This window comes from Pantoea sp. BJ2 (genome assembly GCF_040255075.1).
In the GTDB taxonomy this organism is placed as follows: Bacteria; Pseudomonadota; Gammaproteobacteria; order Enterobacterales; family Enterobacteriaceae; genus Pantoea; species Pantoea leporis.
Genome location: NZ_CP158292.1, coordinates 1,236,906 through 1,253,919 on the forward strand (window position 1 = coordinate 1,236,906; position 17,014 = coordinate 1,253,919).

Annotated in this window: 15 protein-coding genes; 5 read left to right on the plus strand and 10 right to left on the minus strand. The window is 52.3% G+C overall.

Annotated elements, in window-relative coordinates; translation table 11 throughout:
• Positions 1–88 precede the first annotated feature (88 nt).
• The 5 genes from asnB to nagB all read right to left on the minus strand — a co-directional run bounded on the left by asnB (position 89) and on the right by nagB (position 6,106).
• Entirely contained in the window at positions 89–1,756 is a 1,668-nt protein-coding gene (asnB, locus tag AAF463_RS05610; protein WP_008107047.1) for an asparagine synthase B, read from the minus strand.
• Between the two features lie 317 nt (positions 1,757–2,073).
• Positions 2,074–2,826 (minus strand): HAD-IIA family hydrolase, encoded by a 753-nt coding sequence (locus AAF463_RS05615; RefSeq protein WP_350261671.1) that lies wholly within the window; start codon positions 2,824–2,826, stop codon positions 2,074–2,076.
• A 41-nt stretch (positions 2,827–2,867) separates the two neighbouring features.
• Positions 2,868–4,088, minus strand: coding sequence for an N-acetylglucosamine repressor (locus AAF463_RS05620; protein ID WP_101763239.1), 1,221 nt, complete (start codon positions 4,086–4,088; stop codon positions 2,868–2,870).
• A 7-nt stretch (positions 4,089–4,095) separates the two neighbouring features.
• Positions 4,096–5,244, minus strand: coding sequence for an N-acetylglucosamine-6-phosphate deacetylase (gene nagA, locus AAF463_RS05625; RefSeq protein ID WP_350261672.1), 1,149 nt, complete (start codon positions 5,242–5,244; stop codon positions 4,096–4,098).
• Between the two features lie 61 nt (positions 5,245–5,305).
• The gene (gene nagB, locus AAF463_RS05630; RefSeq protein WP_350261673.1) at positions 5,306–6,106 is read right to left on the minus strand and encodes a glucosamine-6-phosphate deaminase; all 801 of its coding nucleotides are present in this window, start codon (positions 6,104–6,106) and stop codon (positions 5,306–5,308) included.
• Positions 6,107–6,448: 342 nt separating this feature from the next.
• Here nagB and nagE point away from each other — a divergent pair, with 342 nt between their 5' ends.
• From nagE to AAF463_RS05645, 3 genes are all read left to right on the plus strand, one after another.
• Complete coding sequence (gene nagE / locus AAF463_RS05635; RefSeq protein WP_350261975.1) at positions 6,449–8,476, plus strand: N-acetylglucosamine-specific PTS transporter subunit IIBC; 2,028 nt, start codon at positions 6,449–6,451, stop codon at positions 8,474–8,476.
• Between the two features lie 152 nt (positions 8,477–8,628).
• The gene (gene glnS, locus AAF463_RS05640) at positions 8,629–10,296 is read left to right on the plus strand and encodes a glutamine--tRNA ligase (RefSeq protein WP_350261674.1); all 1,668 of its coding nucleotides are present in this window, start codon (positions 8,629–8,631) and stop codon (positions 10,294–10,296) included.
• Positions 10,297–10,531: 235 nt separating this feature from the next.
• Entirely contained in the window at positions 10,532–10,927 is a 396-nt protein-coding gene (locus AAF463_RS05645; protein ID WP_210081547.1) for a hypothetical protein, read from the plus strand.
• 61 nt (positions 10,928–10,988) lie between these two features.
• Here the strand turns inward: AAF463_RS05645 and fur are convergent, their stop codons facing one another.
• The 4 genes from fur to ybfF all read right to left on the minus strand — a co-directional run bounded on the left by fur (position 10,989) and on the right by ybfF (position 13,668).
• A complete protein-coding gene (fur, locus tag AAF463_RS05650; RefSeq protein ID WP_007890672.1) occupies positions 10,989–11,438 on the minus strand; it encodes a ferric iron uptake transcriptional regulator in 450 nt (149 codons plus the stop codon).
• Positions 11,439–11,792: 354 nt separating this feature from the next.
• On the minus strand, positions 11,793–12,323 hold the full coding sequence (gene fldA, locus AAF463_RS05655) for a flavodoxin FldA (protein ID WP_350261675.1): 531 nt from the start codon (positions 12,321–12,323) through the stop codon (positions 11,793–11,795).
• A 137-nt stretch (positions 12,324–12,460) separates the two neighbouring features.
• Positions 12,461–12,736, minus strand: coding sequence for a LexA regulated protein (gene ybfE / locus AAF463_RS05660; protein ID WP_007890670.1), 276 nt, complete (start codon positions 12,734–12,736; stop codon positions 12,461–12,463).
• Between the two features lie 167 nt (positions 12,737–12,903).
• Positions 12,904–13,668 carry an esterase gene (ybfF, locus tag AAF463_RS05665; RefSeq protein WP_110865728.1) on the minus strand — a complete coding sequence of 255 codons (765 nt, stop codon included), beginning with the start codon at positions 13,666–13,668 and terminating at the stop codon, positions 12,904–12,906.
• A gap of 248 nt (positions 13,669–13,916) precedes the next feature.
• Here ybfF and seqA point away from each other — a divergent pair, with 248 nt between their 5' ends.
• The gene (gene seqA / locus AAF463_RS05670; protein ID WP_110865729.1) at positions 13,917–14,456 is read left to right on the plus strand and encodes a replication initiation negative regulator SeqA; all 540 of its coding nucleotides are present in this window, start codon (positions 13,917–13,919) and stop codon (positions 14,454–14,456) included.
• 24 nt (positions 14,457–14,480) lie between these two features.
• Positions 14,481–16,121 (plus strand): phosphoglucomutase (alpha-D-glucose-1,6-bisphosphate-dependent), encoded by a 1,641-nt coding sequence (pgm, locus tag AAF463_RS05675; protein ID WP_350261676.1) that lies wholly within the window; start codon positions 14,481–14,483, stop codon positions 16,119–16,121.
• Positions 16,122–16,160: 39 nt separating this feature from the next.
• On the opposite strand, the gene kdpE is transcribed toward pgm, so the two are convergent.
• Positions 16,161–16,835, minus strand: coding sequence for a two-component system response regulator KdpE (gene kdpE, locus AAF463_RS05680; RefSeq protein ID WP_350261677.1), 675 nt, complete (start codon positions 16,833–16,835; stop codon positions 16,161–16,163).
• Between the last annotated feature and the right edge of the window lie 179 nt (positions 16,836–17,014).

Sequence of the window (17,014 nt, forward strand, 5' to 3'; positions counted from 1 at the left end):
TGATTTATTCGGCTAATTTCTCAGGTTGTACGAGGGATTGCATAAAAAAGGGGCTCGAATGAGCCCCATATCTTGTTGAGTAAAAACCTTATTTATACGCGGACTGATGCACACCTACGGCACGACCAGAAGGGTCATCCATGGATTTAAAGGCTTCATCCCACTCGATCGCTTTAGCCGAAGAACAGGCCACCGACGGACCGCCTGGCACACACTCTGCGGCGCTGGCGATCGGGAACAATTCCTCGAAGATCTCGCGATACAGATACGCTTCTTTCGAGTTCGGCGTGTTGTACGGGAAGCGGAAGTGCGCAGTCGACAGCTGTTGATCGGTGATTTGCTTCGCCGCCACTTCTTTCAGCGTATCTATCCAGCTGTAGCCCACACCATCAGAGAACTGCTCTTTCTGACGCCACGCCACGCTCTCCGGCAGGTAAGAAGAGAAGCATTCGCGCAGGATGTGTTTTTCCATCTTGCCGTTGCTGCCACAGAGTTTGTCTGCCGGGTTGATGCGCATCGCCACGTCGAGGAATTTCTTGTCGAGGAACGGCACACGCGCTTCCACGCCCCAGGCGGACATCGCTTTGTTGGCGCGAGCACAGTCAAACATGTGCAGAGCCAGCAGTTTACGTACGTTCTCTTCGTGGAATTCTTTGGCGTTTGGCGCCTTATGGAAATAGAGGTAGCCGCCAAAGACTTCATCCGCACCTTCACCGGACAACACCATTTTGATGCCCATCGCTTTGATCTTACGCGACATTAAATACATCGGCGTAGAGGCGCGAATGGTGGTCACATCATAGGTTTCGATGTGGTAAATCACGTCACGGATCGCATCCAGGCCTTCCTGCACGGTGAAATGGATTTCGTGGTGCACGGTACCGAGGTGTTCTGCGACTGATTTCGCTGCTTTCAGGTCTGGAGAACCTTCCAGGCCAACCGCGAAGGAGTGCAGCTGCGGCCACCATGCATCGCTCTTATCCGCATCTTCAACACGTTTCGCAGCAAAGCGTTTGGTCACGGCAGAGATGATGGATGAGTCCAGGCCGCCAGACAGCAGAACGCCGTAAGGCACGTCAGACATCAGGTGACTTTTTACTGACTCTTCCAGCGCATGTTTCAGCTCGGCGGCATCCGTGGTGTTGTGCTCAACAGCGGAATATTCCATCCAGTCACGCTGCCAGTAACGACGGATTTCACCATCGGCGCTCGACATGTAGCTTCCCGGCGGGAACTCTTTGATGCTGCGGCACACCGGCACCAGCGCTTTCATCTCGGAAGCGACATACAGGTTGCCGTGCTCGTCGTTGCCCATATACAGCGGGATAATGCCGATATGGTCGCGACCAATCAGATATTGTTGCTTCACGCTGTCCCACAGAATGAAGGCGAACATGCCTTGCAGCTCGTCGAGGAAATCGACACCTTTTTCCTGATACAGCGCGAGGATCACTTCACAGTCAGAACCGGTCTGGAAAGCGTAACGATCGCTCAACTCAGCACGCAGCGCCTGATGGTTGTAAATTTCGCCGTTAACAGCCAGTACGTGGGTGTGGTCAGCGTTATACAGCGGCTGTGCGCCGTTGTTAACGTCAACAATCGACAGACGCTCATGCACCAGAATGGCTTTATCATCCGCATAAACACCTGACCAATCCGGGCCGCGGTGACGCATCAGACGAGAAGATTCCAGCGCTTTCTTGCGCAGCTCAATAGGATCGCTTTTCAGATCCAGCACACCAAAAATTGAACACATAACTGACTCCTGATCTCACCTTGTGGCGAAGTTATTTCTACGTTTGTCCGGCAGCCTTGGCTGCGTGATGTATAAGAAAATGCGCTAAATGGCGGTGTTAGTGCAAGCAAAATTGCGATTCTTTGATAAAAAGAATGTTGATGGGCAAATAATATTGAATATTATTCAATTAATAAGCGTTTATTTTAGATGCCATCTAATAAAACTGCATTATCGTTCGTTTTGTAGGCATAAGGCGAGCGGTAAAGAAAGGCATAACCACAGAAAAAACAAAAGCCCTGCATAAGCAGGGCCATAAGAAGAGGTAATGGCTGGAATCAGAACAGGTCGATATCGGCGACCGATGGGTAAATCCAATCCGGGCGGAAAGGCATCGCATCAATATCACTCAGTGTGGAAACGCCAGACAGCACCAGAATGGTTTCCAGACCCGCCTGGAAGCCTGCCAGAATGTCTGTCCGCAGGTTATCGCCCACAATGACCGTCTCTTCCGAATGCGCATGCATTTTGTTTAACGCTGCGCGCATGATGTACGGACTCGGTTTTCCGACGTAAAACGGTTTACGGCCGGAGATGGTTTCGATACCGGCGCAGAGTGCTCCGCAGGCAGGAACAAAGCCGCGTGCATGTGTATCGGGATTAGTGGCGATAAAGCGGGCGCCATTGGCCACGAAGAAAGCGGCTTTGTGCATCATTTCCCAATTGAAGGAGCGGGTTTCGCCGACGATAACGAAATCTGGATTAACGTCAGTGATGGTGAAGCCAGCTTTATACAGCTCATGAATCAGCGCACCTTCGCCAATTACGTAGGCTTTTTTCCCTTCCTGACGGCGCAGGAAATCGGCGGTGGCCATCGCCGAGGTGTAAAACACCGAATCTGGTACGTCAATGCCGGCGTTGGCAAAGCGGTTCGCCAGATCCGGCGCGGTTTGCGAAGGATAGTTGGTCAACACCACCAACGGCATATCCTTCGCCAGAATGCGCTGCAGAAATTCGTTCGCGCCGGGAACGGCGGTATTGTCATGCATCAACACGCCGTCGATGTCACAGATTACGCTTTTAATCGTCATAGATTGCATCCGGTCGGGCCTGCTTGACAGCAGGCTGGTGATTACTCTTCCAGCAGATGTTGCAGCAAAATGCCATTCAGCATTGCGCGTTTTGCCAACGCAAAGGCGCCAATCGCCGAGCGATGATCGAGCTCGGAACGCACCACCGGCAGATTTTTACGAAAGGCAGGCAGCGTCTGCGTATTGATACACCCTTCAATAGCAGGAAACAGTACTTTATCCGCTTCAGTGATTTCACCGGCCAACACCACTTTTTGCGGATTGAACAGGTTGATGGCGATAGCAATCGCCTTGCCTAAATAGCGGCCGACATGTTCAATCACTTCGCACGCCAGCGCGTCGCCATGATTAGCGGCGCGGCAAATCTGCGGCATCAGGCAATCATTCAACGTTAATGAACTGGGATAGCCTTGATTCAGCAAGTGACGCACGCGGTTTTCAATCGCGCCGTTAGCCGCAATGGTTTCCAGGCAGCCAAAGTTGCCGCAGTGACAACGTTCACCCAGCGGATCAACCTGAATATGGCCAATCTCGCCCACGTTGCCGTTACTGCCGAGGAAAATGTGACCGTTGGCGATGATTCCGGCACCGGTGCCGCGATGCAAACGCACCAGAATGGAGTCTGCGCAATCGCGACTTGCACCGAAGTAGTGCTCGGCCAGCGCCAGGCTACGGATGTCATGACCAACAAAGCTGGTGACGTTGAAGCGTTTTTTCAGGCTGGAAACCAGCGGCCAATGACTTACCGCGATGTGCGGCATGTAGCGAATGATGCCGTTAATGGGATCGACCAAACCGGGCAGAATCACCGAGATAGCAATCAGTTCATGAATCTTACGCTGATGCGCGGCCATAAAGGCGCTGATGGCATTGAACAGCGCGTTCTCCAGCGTTTCCTGCGTGCGCTCGGGCAGCGGATAATCTTCCTGCGCCAGCGATTTTCCGCTCAGATCAAACAGCGTCAACGTCGCGTCATTACGCCCTAAGCGCACGCCGATAGTATGAAAATGACGGGTTTCAGTAATGATGGAGATCGCGCGACGCCCACCGGTGGAGGCTTGTTGCTCCACCTCTTTGATGAGGCCGCGCTCAATGAGCTGGCGGGTAATTTTGGTGACACTGGCGGGCGCAAGCTGACTGTGTTCGGCAATCTGAATGCGCGAAATTGGCCCCTGCTGATCGATTAGCCGATAAACGGCTGCACTATTGAGTTGTTTAACAAGATCAACATTTCCTATTTGAGACTGGCCGCCAGTGGTCATTCAATGCTTACTCGCTGAGGACGTTGTCTCCGTTGACGAACGTCTTAGTGATTTGATAATCGCGGGTAAAGACAGTCAGGTTGGCGACTTTTCCTGCTTCGACCGTGCCTAACTGCTTCTCCACACCTATCGCCTGCGCTGGATAGAGCGTCGCCATACGCAGCGCTTCATCAAGAGCGATACCGCAATGTTCAACGCTGTTCTGCACCGCTTCAATCATGGTCAAGGCAGAACCGCTGAGCGTACCGTTCTCGTCAACGCACAGGCCATCGCGATAGTATATTGTTTTGCCTGCAAAAATAAATTGATCAATCGATGCGCCCGCCGGTGCTGTGGCATCCGTCACTAACACCAGCTTGTCGCCTTTAATGCGCTTTGCATTGCGCACATTAGCGTAATGGACATGTAAACCATCCGCAATGATGCCGCAGTATACATCAGGCGAATCAAACAGCGCACCGATCAGACCTGGCTCACGTCCAGCGAAGGTTGGCATGGCATTGTAGAGATGCGTAGCAAAGCTGACGCCCGCGCTGAAGCCAATTTTTGCTTCTTCATAGGTCGCGTTGGAGTGACCCGCTGACACGATGATGCCGGCATCACGCAGCTGACGAATCACCTCGCTGCCCGCATTTTCAGGTGCCAGCGTGACTTTAGTGATGACGTCGGCATTGGCGCAGAGGAAATCCACCAGCTCGGCATCCGGCAGGCGAATTAATTCAGGATTGTGCGTACCTTTTTTAGCTTTATTCAGCCACGGACCTTCCAGATGCAGGCCGATTGCCTGATTCTGATGCTTGGCCAGGTAAGCGCGCATGGTTTCGACTGCGCGTCTCATCAGCGCATCGGTGCTGGTAATCAGTGTTGGCAAATAGCTGGTGCAGCCTGATTTCTCGTTGGCGCGCTGCATGATCTCCAGCGTTTCAACGCTTAACGCATTGATGTCATCATTGAACTGCACGCCGCCGCAGCCGTTAAGCTGCAAATCAATAAAACCAGGAGCGATAAACGCACCAGCCACATCCTGCTGTGCAATTGCCGCGTCCAGGGCATCACGCGGACACACGCGCTCAATCAGGCCATCTGCAATCACAACTGCATGATTGTCCAGAATTTCATGACCAGTAAAAATCCGGCCGTTCACTAATGCGTACATCGTTTCTCTCTCCCGGCTAAGCCTGCTGCCTGAAAGCAGCAGGTTTTGTTACAACGTGTTTTCACACACCTTTCATATTTTCCGCTTCCATTTCGCGGAAATATTTCACGGTTTTCACTTTCAGTTCCATGGTGGCTGGCTCGTCACATACCACGACAGATTTGGCATGCAGCTGCAGGCAGCTGATGGTCCACATGTGGTTGACGTTACCTTCAACCGCAGCCTGCAGCGCTTGCGCTTTCAAGTGGCCGGTAACCAGAATCATCACTTCTTCAGCATCCAGCAGCGTACCGACACCAACCGTCAGGGCGTATTTCGGCACCTGATCCACATCACCATTAAAGAAGCGTGAGTTTGCAATACGCGTATCGTGCGTCAGGGTTTTGATGCGGGTACGTGAGGAGAGGGAAGAAGCCGGTTCGTTAAAGGCGATGTGACCATCGTTGCCCACGCCGCCCATAAACAGGTTAATTTTGCCGTAAGTGCGGATCTTCTCTTCGTATTGGCGACATTCTGCGTCAATATCTTCGGCATTACCATTCAGAAGATTGATATTTTGCTGTTGAATATCAACATGACCGAAAAAGTTACGGTACATGAAACTGTGGTAACTTTCCGGATGCTCTTTTGGCAGGCCAACGTACTCATCCATGTTGAAGGTGACGACGTGCTTGAAACTAACCTGGCCCGCTTTGTGCATATCGATCAGGTGCTTGTAAGCTTCCAGCGGTGTTCCACCGGTTGGCAGACCCAGCACGAAGGGACGCTCTGCGCTAGGCTTAAACGCATTAATGCGGTTAACAATGTGGCGTGCAGCCCATTTACCCACTTGGGTCGGTGTGGCCAAAGGGATCAGTCTCATGTCTTCACCTCAATTAAGATTGGGAATGTGGAGTTGCCGTTTCTCTGACAGTTTTTGCCCTTAAGCGTAATGCGTTTAAGCGTAGCCACCAGGGATAAGTGCGACTCGATATTTTTTATCATAAAATAAGTTTGTGGTGCTGGCTAGCATTTCGCATTATCAAACCACCATTTTGGTGATTAAAGTCACAGTTGTAGTGGTTTTAATTTGCGAGGCGAATTAATTTATCTTTACACTGCGCCTCGTGGTGAAAAGTGTCATCAAGGTACCGGGCGACGGGATAATAAAATCAACCTGCGCCACGGCAAAACGCCAGTCTCATAGGGGGAGAATAAGGTGAGTATTCTAGGATATCTGCAAAAGGTCGGCCGCGCGCTTATGGTGCCGGTAGCGACTTTGCCGGCAGCGGCAATCTTGATGGGCGTTGGATACTGGATCGATCCAGATAGCTGGGGCGCAGGCAATGCGCTGGCAGCACTGTTGATCAAATCCGGTTCGGCAATCATCGACAATATGCCAGTGCTGTTTGCCATTGGTGTGGCATACGGTCTGTCAAAAGATAAAGATGGCGCTGCAGCGTTAACCGGTTTTGTCGGCTTTCTGGTTGTGACCACACTCTGTTCTCCGGCAGCGGTGGCAATGATTCAGAAGATGCCGGTGGAGCAAGTTCCCGCTGCCTTCGGTAAAATTAATAACCAGTTTGTTGGCATTCTTGTCGGGATTCTTTCTGCTGAAGTCTATAACCGCTTTAGTCATGTTGAGTTGCCAAAAGCGTTGTCCTTCTTTAGCGGTCGCCGTTTGGTGCCGATCCTTGTATCGTTCCTGATGATCCTGGTTGCGTTCATTCTGATGTATATCTGGCCGATCATTTTCGGTGGACTGGTAAGTTTTGGTGAGCATATTCAGAAGCTGGGTTCCGTCGGTGCGGGCATCTACGCCTTCTTTAACCGTCTGCTGATTCCTGTTGGCTTACACCACGCATTGAACTCGGTATTCTGGTTCGATGTTGCCGGTATCAACGATATTCCTAAATTCCTTGGCGGCGCGCAGTCTATCGCTGAAGGTACAGGTATCCCAGGCATCACCGGTCGTTATCAGGCGGGCTTCTTCCCAATCATGATGTTTGGTCTTCCAGGAGCAGCGCTGGCAATTTACCACTGTGCACGCCCGGAAAACCGCGCTAAAGTCGGCGGCATTATGCTGGCGGCGGCCTTTGCCGCCTTCTTTACGGGTATCACTGAACCGCTGGAATTCTCCTTTATGTTCGTGGCGCCGGTGCTGTATGTGATTCACGCGGCACTGACCGGTCTTTCTGTATTCATCGCCGCGAGCATGCAGTGGATTGCCGGTTTCGGCTTCAGTGCGGGTCTGGTGGATATGGTGCTGTCAACGCGTAACCCGCTGGCGGTGCACTGGTGGATGCTGATCCCACAAGGTCTGGTGTTCTTCGTTATCTACTACGTGGTATTCCGCTTCACCATCCAGAAATTCAACCTGATGACGCCGGGCCGCGAACTCTCTGCGGGCGATGAAACCGATGGTTATGACGTCAATGTCGATAACAGCGGCAACGGTGAAAGCCAAACTGAATCTCTGGCGCGTCGTTATATTGCGGCGGTAGGTGGCTCAGAAAACCTGACCAACATCGATGCCTGTATCACACGTCTACGTCTGAACGTTAAAGATTCCGCGCAGGTTAATGAAGGTGTCGCTAAACGTCTCGGCGCTTCAGGTGTGATTCGTCTGAACAAGCAGAGCGTACAGGTTATTGTCGGTACGCAGGCGGAAAGCATTGCAACAGCAATGAAAACCGTACTGAGCAAAGGTCCAGTTGCGGCATCTGCCGCGGCGTCAACGGCTGCTCCTGCTGCTGCAGTAAAACCGCAGGCGGTGCTGAACAGCGAAAAAGCCGTGATTGCTACGCTGCTGGCGCCAGTAACCGGTGACATCGTTGCGCTGGAAAATGTGCCTGACGAAGCATTCGCCAGCAAGGCAGTCGGTGATGGTCTGGCCATCAAGCCAACCGGCAAAACCGTGGTTGCGCCAACCGCCGGAACTGTGGTGAAGATCTTCAACACCAACCATGCGTTCTGCCTTGAGGCGGAAAACGGCGTCGAAATCGTGGTACATATGGGGCTGGATACAGTAGCGCTGGAAGGTAAAGGCTTCACGCGTCTGGTTGAAGAGGGCGCAACGGTCACTGCAGGTCAGCCAATCCTGGAAATGGATCTGGACTTCCTCAATGCCAACGCCCGCTCGATGATCAGTCCGGTTGTGGTCAGCAATAGCGATGATTTCGCTGGTCTGAATTTACTGGCAACCGGTTCAGTGGTTGCAGGCGAAACCCCGCTGTACGAGGTTAAAGGCTAAGTCCTTGTGATTGAGCCAGAAGGCAGGAAGCGATTCCTGCCTTTTTTGTTTTAAAACGACCAACAAACGGTTGTTTCCCTCCTGCGCTTTGTGGATCATACTCCGTTACTTCGTGGTACAAATCACCCGTTATAGTTTTTGAGGATTTTGAGATGAGTGAGGCTGAAGCCCGCCCAACGAACTTTATTCGTCAGATCATCGACGAAGATTTGGCGAGCGGTAAGCACAACAGTGTGCATACCCGTTTCCCGCCTGAGCCCAATGGTTATCTGCATATTGGCCATGCGAAATCTATCTGCCTGAACTTTGGTATCGCGCAAGACTATCAAGGTCAGTGCAATCTGCGTTTCGACGACACTAACCCAGTTAAAGAAGATCTGGAGTTTGTCGAATCCATTAAGCGTGACGTGCAATGGCTGGGCTTTGAGTGGAGCGGCAACATTCGTTACTCCTCAGACTACTTCGACCAACTGTTCAACTATGCGGTTGAGCTGATCAACAAAGGTCTGGCTTACGTTGATGAACTGTCGGCGGATGAAATCCGTGAGTATCGCGGTTCACTGACGGCGCCGGGTAAAAACAGCCCATACCGCGATCGCAGCGTGGAAGAAAACCTGGCGCTGTTCCAGAAGATGCGCGATGGCGGTTTCGAAGAGGGCAAAGCCTGTTTGCGTGCCAAAATCGACATGGCGTCCAGCTTTATCGTGATGCGCGATCCGGTGCTGTACCGCATTAAGTTTGCCGATCACCATCAGACCGGCAGCAAGTGGTGCATCTACCCGATGTACGACTTCACTCATTGCATTTCGGATGCGATCGAAGGCATTACGCACTCTCTCTGCACGTTGGAGTTCCAGGATAACCGTCGTCTGTATGATTGGGTGCTGGATAACATCACCATTCCGGTTCATCCGCGTCAGTACGAGTTCTCACGCCTAAATCTGGAATATGCGGTGATGTCGAAGCGTAAACTGACTCAGCTGGTGAGCGAGAAGGTGGTAGAAGGCTGGGACGATCCGCGCATGCTAACCGTTTCGGGTCTGCGTCGTCGTGGTTATAGCGCCGCTTCTATCCGTGAGTTCTGCCGCCGTATTGGTGTGACCAAACAGGACAATATCGTGGAGATGGCTTCACTGGAATCGTGCATTCGTGACGATCTCAATGAAAACGCACCGCGTGCGATGGCGGTAATGGATCCGTTGAAAGTGGTGATCGAGAACCTGCCTGCAGGTCACGATGAGATCATCACTATGCCGAATCATCCGAACAAACCGGAGATGGGCACGCGTGAAGTGCCATTCAGCCGTGAAGTGTGGATCGATCGCGCTGACTTCCGTGAAGAAGCCAACAAGCAGTACAAGCGTTTGGTGCTGGGTAAAGAAGTGCGTCTGCGTAATGCTTACGTGATCCGTGCCGAACGTGTGGCGAAGGATGCTGAAGGCAATATTACCTGCATCTATTGTACTTGCGACGTTGATACGCTGAGCAAAGATCCGGCCGATGGCCGTAAAGTGAAAGGCGTTATCCATTGGGTTTCTGCAATCCACGCGCTGCCAGCGGAATTCCGCCTGTACGATCGTCTGTTCAGTGTGCCAAATCCGGGCGCGGCTGAGGATTTCCTCACCACCATCAACCCAAACTCACTGGAAATCAAACAGGGCTTCGTTGAGCCTGGTTTACGTGCTGCCGATTCGATGGCACCGTACCAGTTCGAACGTGAAGGCTATTTCTGTGCTGATAGCGTCTATTCACAGCCCTCCGGGCTGGTGTTTAACCGCACTGTAGGTTTGCGTGATACCTGGGCAAAAATCGGCGATTAATAGTTTTAGTCGCGAGCACGATAAGATCATGAAAGGGCGAGCAATCGCCCTTTTTTATTATCTCAATTTGGCCAGATACGACCTTTTATGCTGCACGCCTCAATCCGCCTTTAATTCCCTATTTGCGACTATTCTGACTTTAGAAAAATTAACCCATTTGGCAGTGTGAAAAACTTTTTTTCAGGTAGGCTATGCGCTCTCAGACGGTGCTCTGCGGCTTATCTAAGGAAAAAAAATGACAACTCTCGCCCAGGAAGCCAGGCATAGCGTGGTGGTTTTACATCAGCTTATTGAACGTATTTTCAATCAGGCGGAAGGCAGTGACGACAGCATTGATCTGTTTTTATCGCACTTTCATCCCGACTTCAAAATGGTCACGCCGCAAGGCAAACGATTGGACCTCAATGAAATGGAAGTGCTGTTTCGCCAGTTACAGGGGCAGCGTGAAGGCATGCGCATTGCCACCAGTGAGCACGCCATCATCTCGCAGCAAAGCGAGGAAGTGACGATTCAGTATCGTGAATTACAGATGATGAACGGCATCAATCAGAGCCGCATTTCACTGGCGGTATTGGATTGCAGCACCGCCATTCCGCGCTGGCGTTACCTGCAGGAAACGCTTGTCGCCTGATTACAGGCATAAAAAAACCGGCTCAAGCGCCGGCTTTTTTTATACTGCATAGCACACTCAATTACTTATCGTGGAGCGTATCGTCTTCGCGGCAGTCTCCCAGAGCACAATGACCGTACAGGTACAGGCTGTGGTTGCTGAGCTTAATGCCGTGGCGAGTGGCAATTTCACGCTGACGCGTTTCGATTGATTCATCGCTGAATTCTATAACTTTGCCACAATCCAGGCAGATCAAGTGATCGTGGTGATGCTGCTGAGTCAATTCGAAGACAGATTTGCCGCCTTCAAAGTTGTGACGGGTTACGATGCCCGCGTCGTCAAACTGGTTAAGAACGCGATACACCGTTGCCAGACCAATCTCTTCGCCCATATCAATCAGGCGCTTATACAAATCTTCCGCACTGACGTGATGGGACTCTGGGCCGGGTCCCTGAAGCACTTCCAGAATTTTCAGTCTGGGTAGCGTGACTTTCAGGCCAGCCTTCTTCAATGCGGAGTTGTTGTCAGTCATGCGGATATTGTCCTGTTACTTTGCTAGTCACTTGCGGCGCAGGGGCCTTGAATGTTTAGGTCAACGCGCATTCTCATTTGCGTCTCATTATAGAACTCAAGCAGTGAAATGAAAACCAAGGCAACGTCCTTAATCACCAAAGGTTGTAAGGATATCGTCACTAACGTCTTCAAGACGCTTGGGTTTTGGATTCCATTTCACTCAGCCTCATTCTACTGCCAGAGGAATAAGCGGATGACCATTGCGGGTATTCTACAGATTTGCGGGGAAAAGTTAAAAAACCGTAGCTATTATTTTTATAGGAAATTCCGTTACCCGATGTGAGGCAGTGCGCACATCGGGCAGAGCAGGGAATTAAGCTTCAATAATCTCTTTCAGCTGCAGCTCATCAAAGATCTGCTTCACCCACTTCTCAACGCGTTCGTTGGTCAATTCCGGCTGACGGTCTTCGTCAATGGCCAAACCAAGGAAGTTTTTGTCATCGGCCAGGCCTTTAGAGGCTTCGAAGTGATAGCCTTCGGTTGGCCAGTGACCGACGATCACCGCACCATTCGGCTCAATGATGTCACGAATAGTGCCCATCGCATCACAGAAGTACTCGGCGTAATCTTCCTGATCGCCACAACCAAACAGCGCTACCAGCTTGCCATTGAAATCAATCTCTTCCAGCGTCGGGAAGAAATCATCCCAGTCACACTGCGCTTCGCCGTAATACCAGGTTGGGATACCCAGCAGCAGGATGTCGAACGATTCGAGATCTTCTTTGGTGCTCTTAGCAATGTCATGCACTTCGGCGACATCTTTACCCAGTTGTTTCTGGATCATCTTTGCAATGTTTTCAGTGTTGCCGGTATCGCTGCCGAAGAAAATGCCTACGATTGCCATGGGTTAGGTAACCTCTTAAATCCTGATTGTGAAAGTAAGTCAGTTGACTGCACAGTTATGCGAATAATAGCAGACCGGTAAAAAGTGCGGAACGTATAAAGCCGTGACTTTGTGTTCCAGCGTGCGGTCTTCGCGCGTTACGACAGTTTGAGCTGTGCCAGCAGCATTTGTTCAATCAATTCGCTGCGACTGATGTTTTGCTGATCGGCCAGCGTGCTGAGGGCGTCAACCGCCTCGCTCGACATCTTCAGCTCAACACGACGCAGCCCACGCACTTTATCGCGCTTGAGCTGATTGCGTTTGTTGATGCGTAACTGTTCATCACGCGTCAGCGGGCTGGTTTTCGGGCGACCAGGACGCCGCTCGTCTGCGAAGAGATCAAGCGTAGTGCGGTCTGTCTGTTCTTTTGCCATGGTTTGTAAAACTGAGTGGGCGCGAACGGCGGAAAGGCGCTGCGCGATTAAAACATTATCGGCCCGACCACGGCGAAAAAATATCCGTGGCAAATTTTTAGCGCGACATCATACTCCAGCGCCTTCCCTGACGCCAACCCTAAAGCGCAAGCGGCAAGCTTTTGCTTTTACAGGTTAAAAAAACGCCGAACGGCGCGTAACACCGCATCGGGTTTCTCGGCGTGCACCCAGTGTCCAGCACCGCTGATCACATGTGCATGTGCCTGCGGGAACTGACGCAGCAGCGCATCGCGATGCTGATTATCCAGATAAGGCGAGTCGCCGCCGCGGATAAACAGCGCCGGATGCGGCCACGCAGGAATCTCTTCCCAGCCGGAAATGGTGCTGTAGTTATCCCACAGCACCGGCACATTAAAGCGCCATTCGCCCTCTGCGAAAGATTTGAGGATGAACTGGATCACGCCTTCTTCATCAATATGCTGACGCATTACTTCAGCGGCTTCGCTGCGGCGCGTGACGCCCGCGGCGCTCACGGCCCGGATAGCGGCAAAAATTTCGTCATGGCGGCGCGTTTGGTAATCAACGGGCGCGATATCGATCATTACCATTTTATCAATACGCTCCGGCGCGATGGCACTGAGTGCCATCGCGATTTTGCCGCCCATCGAGTGTCCGATTACACCCGCGCGATCGATATGGTGCGCATCCAGCGTTTCGACAATGTCCTGCGCCATCACGTGATAATTCATCTCATCGCTACGCGCCGACAAGCCGTGATTGCGCACGTCAACTTGCAGCGTCGGACGTGCATCACGCACCCCACGCGCCAGCACGCCAAGGTTATCAAGACTGCCAAAAAGACCATGGATCAACAGAATCGGCGTGGCATTGGGGGCAGATTGTTCAGTTTGCAGACGGGCGTTCAAAATCATGGCTAAAGTTCTTACGGTTGTGACCTTGGCTTAGGTTATCATGGATTCACCTGTCCAGCAGTCAGGCCGGTGGGCATTAGGGCATATTCCGACTTTTGCCCGTAAACGTTGCCAACGCTATCGGCTGCCACGGATTTAACTTTATAATCCTTATGTTAGAACCCGCTCACGTTTTGCACGACTGGATTTTGCTAAGGACGTTGCAAGAATGCGTGGTTCTGTCATTTGCCAGAATCGTACGGAAAAAGATGAAAACGATTGAAGTTGACGAAGAACTCTACCGTTATATTGCCAGCCACACGCAGCACATTGGTGAAAGCGCCTCAGATATTTTGCGCCGCATGTTGAAGTTCACCGCCGGACAGAGCGCACCCGCTGCGCCCGCCGCTGGTGCATCAATGAAAGAAGCGCAACCTGCCAGCCGTGAAGCGCGTCCTCAGGATCGCGTCCGTGCGGTACGTGAGCTGCTGCTTTCCGATGAATATGCCGAGCAGAATAAGGCGGTTAACCGCTTCATGTTGGTACTGTCAACGCTCTATCGTCTTGATCCGGCTGCGTTTGCTGAAGCTACTGCCTCGCTGCAGGGCCGTACCCGCGTCTACTTTGCGGGCGACGAGCACACGCTGCTGCAAAATGGCACCCATACCAAGCCGAAGCACGTTCCCGGCACACCGTACTGGGTGATCACGAACACCAATACAGGTCGCAAATGCAGCATGGTGGAACACATCATGCTGGCTATGCAGTTCCCGCAGGAACTGACAGAGAAAGTTCGCGGCACCATTTAACTGAAGCGTCAGGGAGAAGCGCCAATGGCCAATCACCCCCGTGCCGGGCAGCCTGCCCAGCAGAGCGATTTGATTAACGTTGCACAATTAACCTCGCAGTATTACGTCCTGAAGCCCGATGTGGCGAATCCGGATCATGCGGTGAAATTTGGCACTTCAGGCCACCGCGGTAGCGCGGGACGCCAAAGCTTCAATGAACAGCACATTTTGGCGATCGCGCAGGCGATTGCTGAAGAGCGTAAAAAGAATGGCATCACCGGTCCGTGCTACGTCGGTAAAGACACGCATGCACTGTCTGAGCCAGCGATTCTGTCGGTGCTGGAAGTGCTGGCCGCTAACGGCGTGGACGTAATTGTTCAGCAGGACAATGGCTACACGCCAACGCCTGCAATCTCGAACGCGATTCTTGAGCACAACAAACGCGGCGGCGCGCAGGCGGACGGCATCGTTATCACGCCTTCGCATAATCCACCGGAAGATGGTGGTATCAAATACAATCCGCCAAACGGTGGCCCGGCTGATACCAACGTTACCAAAGTGGTGGAAGATCGCGCTAACCAGCTGATCAAAGGCGAGCTGAAAGACGTGAAACGTCTGCCGCTGGATCAGGCATGGGCGAGCGGCCACATCGTTGAGCAGGATCTGATCCAGCCATACGTTGAAGGTCTGGCTCAGGTGATTGACTTCGCCGCCATCCAGAAAGCCGGCCTGAAAATTGGCGTCGATCCGTTAGGCGGTTCCGGCATTGCTTACTGGCAGCGCATTGCTGAGCACTACAAACTGGATCTGACCATCGTGAACGATGCGATCGATCAGACTTTCCGCTTCATGCATCTGGATAAAGATGGCGTGGTGCGTATGGACTGCTCATCCGAGTGCGCGATGGCCGGTTTGCTGGCGTACAAAGACAAATTCGATCTGGCCTTTGGTAATGATCCTGATTACGACCGTCACGGCATCGTCACGCCTGCGGGTCTGATGAATCCGAACCACTATCTGGCGGTGGCGATCAACTACCTGTTCCAGCATCGCCCGCAGTGGGGCAAAGACGTTGCTGTAGGGAAAACCCTGGTTTCCAGCGCGATGGTCGACCGCGTGGTCAACGACATTGGACGTAAGCTGGTGGAAGTGCCGGTTGGTTTCAAATGGTTCGTTGATGGTTTGTTCGATGGCAGCTTCGGTTTCGGCGGTGAAGAGAGCGCGGGCGCATCCTTCCTGCGTTTCGATGGCTCAGCCTGGTCAACCGATAAAGACGGCATCATTCTGTGCCTGCTGGCTGCTGAAATCACGGCGGTAACTGGCAAGAACCCGCAGCAGCACTATGACGAGCTGGCCGAACGCTTTGGTGCGCCAAGCTATAACCGTCTGCAGGCTCCGGCGACTTCTGCACAGAAAGCCGCGTTGTCTAAGCTGTCACCCGAAATGGTGAGCGCAGATACGCTGGCGGGTGATCCGATCACCGCACGCCTGACTGCCGCGCCAGGTAACGGTGCGTCAATCGGCGGTCTGAAAGTAATGACGGAAAACGGCTGGTTCGCCGCGCGTCCATCAGGTACAGAAGACGCGTACAAAATCTACTGCGAAAGCTTCCTGGGTGCTGAACATCGTCAGCAAATCGAGAAAGAAGCGGTTGAGATTGTTAGCGAAGTACTGAAAAACGCCTGATTGGGCAGTGAAGAAAAAAGGCCGCTTAGCGGCCTTTTTTTATGGCATAAATCGATAGCCGATGCCGGTTTCGGTCAGCAAATGGCTGGGCTGCGTGGGATTCGCTTCCAGCTTCTGCCGCAAGTGCCCCATATAGATGCGCAAATAATGGCTGTGTTCCACCGCATTGGGCCCCCAAACCTGATTCAGTAATTGACGCTGGGTCAGCACTTTTCCGGCGTTGTTCACCAGCAAACTCAGCAGGCGGAATTCAGTCGGTGTCAGATGCACTTCCTGTCGGCTGCGCAATACACGGCGCGCCGCTAAATCTATGCTCACTTCACCAAATTTCACAATCGGTTCTGGCTGGTTGCTTTGATGGCGACGCAGCGCCACGCGCACGCGCGCCAGCAGTTCACCTATGCCAAACGGCTTAGTGAGATAATCATCCGCACCCGCGTCCAGCGCATCAATCTTATCCTGCTCATCGCTCCGTGCCGACAGCACAATCACCGGCATGCTGCTCCATTGACGTACTTCACGGATAAAGTCATTGCCATCACCATCCGGCAAGCCGAGATCGAGGATCACCAGATCCGGCTTACGCGTCGCCGCTTCAATCAGGCCGCGCTGCAGTTGCTCCGCTTCCACAATCTTAAGGCCTTCGCTCTCCAGCGCAAGGCGCACGAAACGGCGAATCTCTTTTTCATCTTCCACTATCAAGATGGTCGTCACGCTGCCTCCAGCGGCAAAAAAGTTAACGCATCACTTTAGCAATAAAGCGGCCCGGCGTCCGTCACGAAGTTTTTAACTTGAAAGCATCGTTTAATTCACAATCTTGTAACTAACTTTCATCACCACACAAATTGCTGAAAAAAAGTGCAAATATAGTGGTCGGATGAGTAGTAAAATTA

Coding starts and splice junctions, on each gene's coding strand:
- asnB (WP_008107047.1), bottom strand. CDS start 1,756: ATGTGTTCAATTTTTGGTGTGCTGGATCTGAAAAGCGATCCTATTGAG.
- AAF463_RS05615 (WP_350261671.1), bottom strand. CDS start 2,826: ATGACGATTAAAAGCGTAATCTGTGACATCGACGGCGTGTTGATGCAT.
- AAF463_RS05620 (WP_101763239.1), bottom strand. CDS start 4,088: ATGACCACTGGCGGCCAGTCTCAAATAGGAAATGTTGATCTTGTTAAA.
- nagA (WP_350261672.1), bottom strand. CDS start 5,244: ATGTACGCATTAGTGAACGGCCGGATTTTTACTGGTCATGAAATTCTG.
- nagB (WP_350261673.1), bottom strand. CDS start 6,106: ATGAGACTGATCCCTTTGGCCACACCGACCCAAGTGGGTAAATGGGCT.
- glnS (WP_350261674.1), top strand. CDS start 8,629: ATGAGTGAGGCTGAAGCCCGCCCAACGAACTTTATTCGTCAGATCATC.
- AAF463_RS05645 (WP_210081547.1), top strand. CDS start 10,532: ATGACAACTCTCGCCCAGGAAGCCAGGCATAGCGTGGTGGTTTTACAT.
- fur (WP_007890672.1), bottom strand. CDS start 11,438: ATGACTGACAACAACTCCGCATTGAAGAAGGCTGGCCTGAAAGTCACG.
- fldA (WP_350261675.1), bottom strand. CDS start 12,323: ATGGCAATCGTAGGCATTTTCTTCGGCAGCGATACCGGCAACACTGAA.
- ybfE (WP_007890670.1), bottom strand. CDS start 12,736: ATGGCAAAAGAACAGACAGACCGCACTACGCTTGATCTCTTCGCAGAC.
- ybfF (WP_110865728.1), bottom strand. CDS start 13,668: ATGATTTTGAACGCCCGTCTGCAAACTGAACAATCTGCCCCCAATGCC.
- seqA (WP_110865729.1), top strand. CDS start 13,917: ATGAAAACGATTGAAGTTGACGAAGAACTCTACCGTTATATTGCCAGC.
- pgm (WP_350261676.1), top strand. CDS start 14,481: ATGGCCAATCACCCCCGTGCCGGGCAGCCTGCCCAGCAGAGCGATTTG.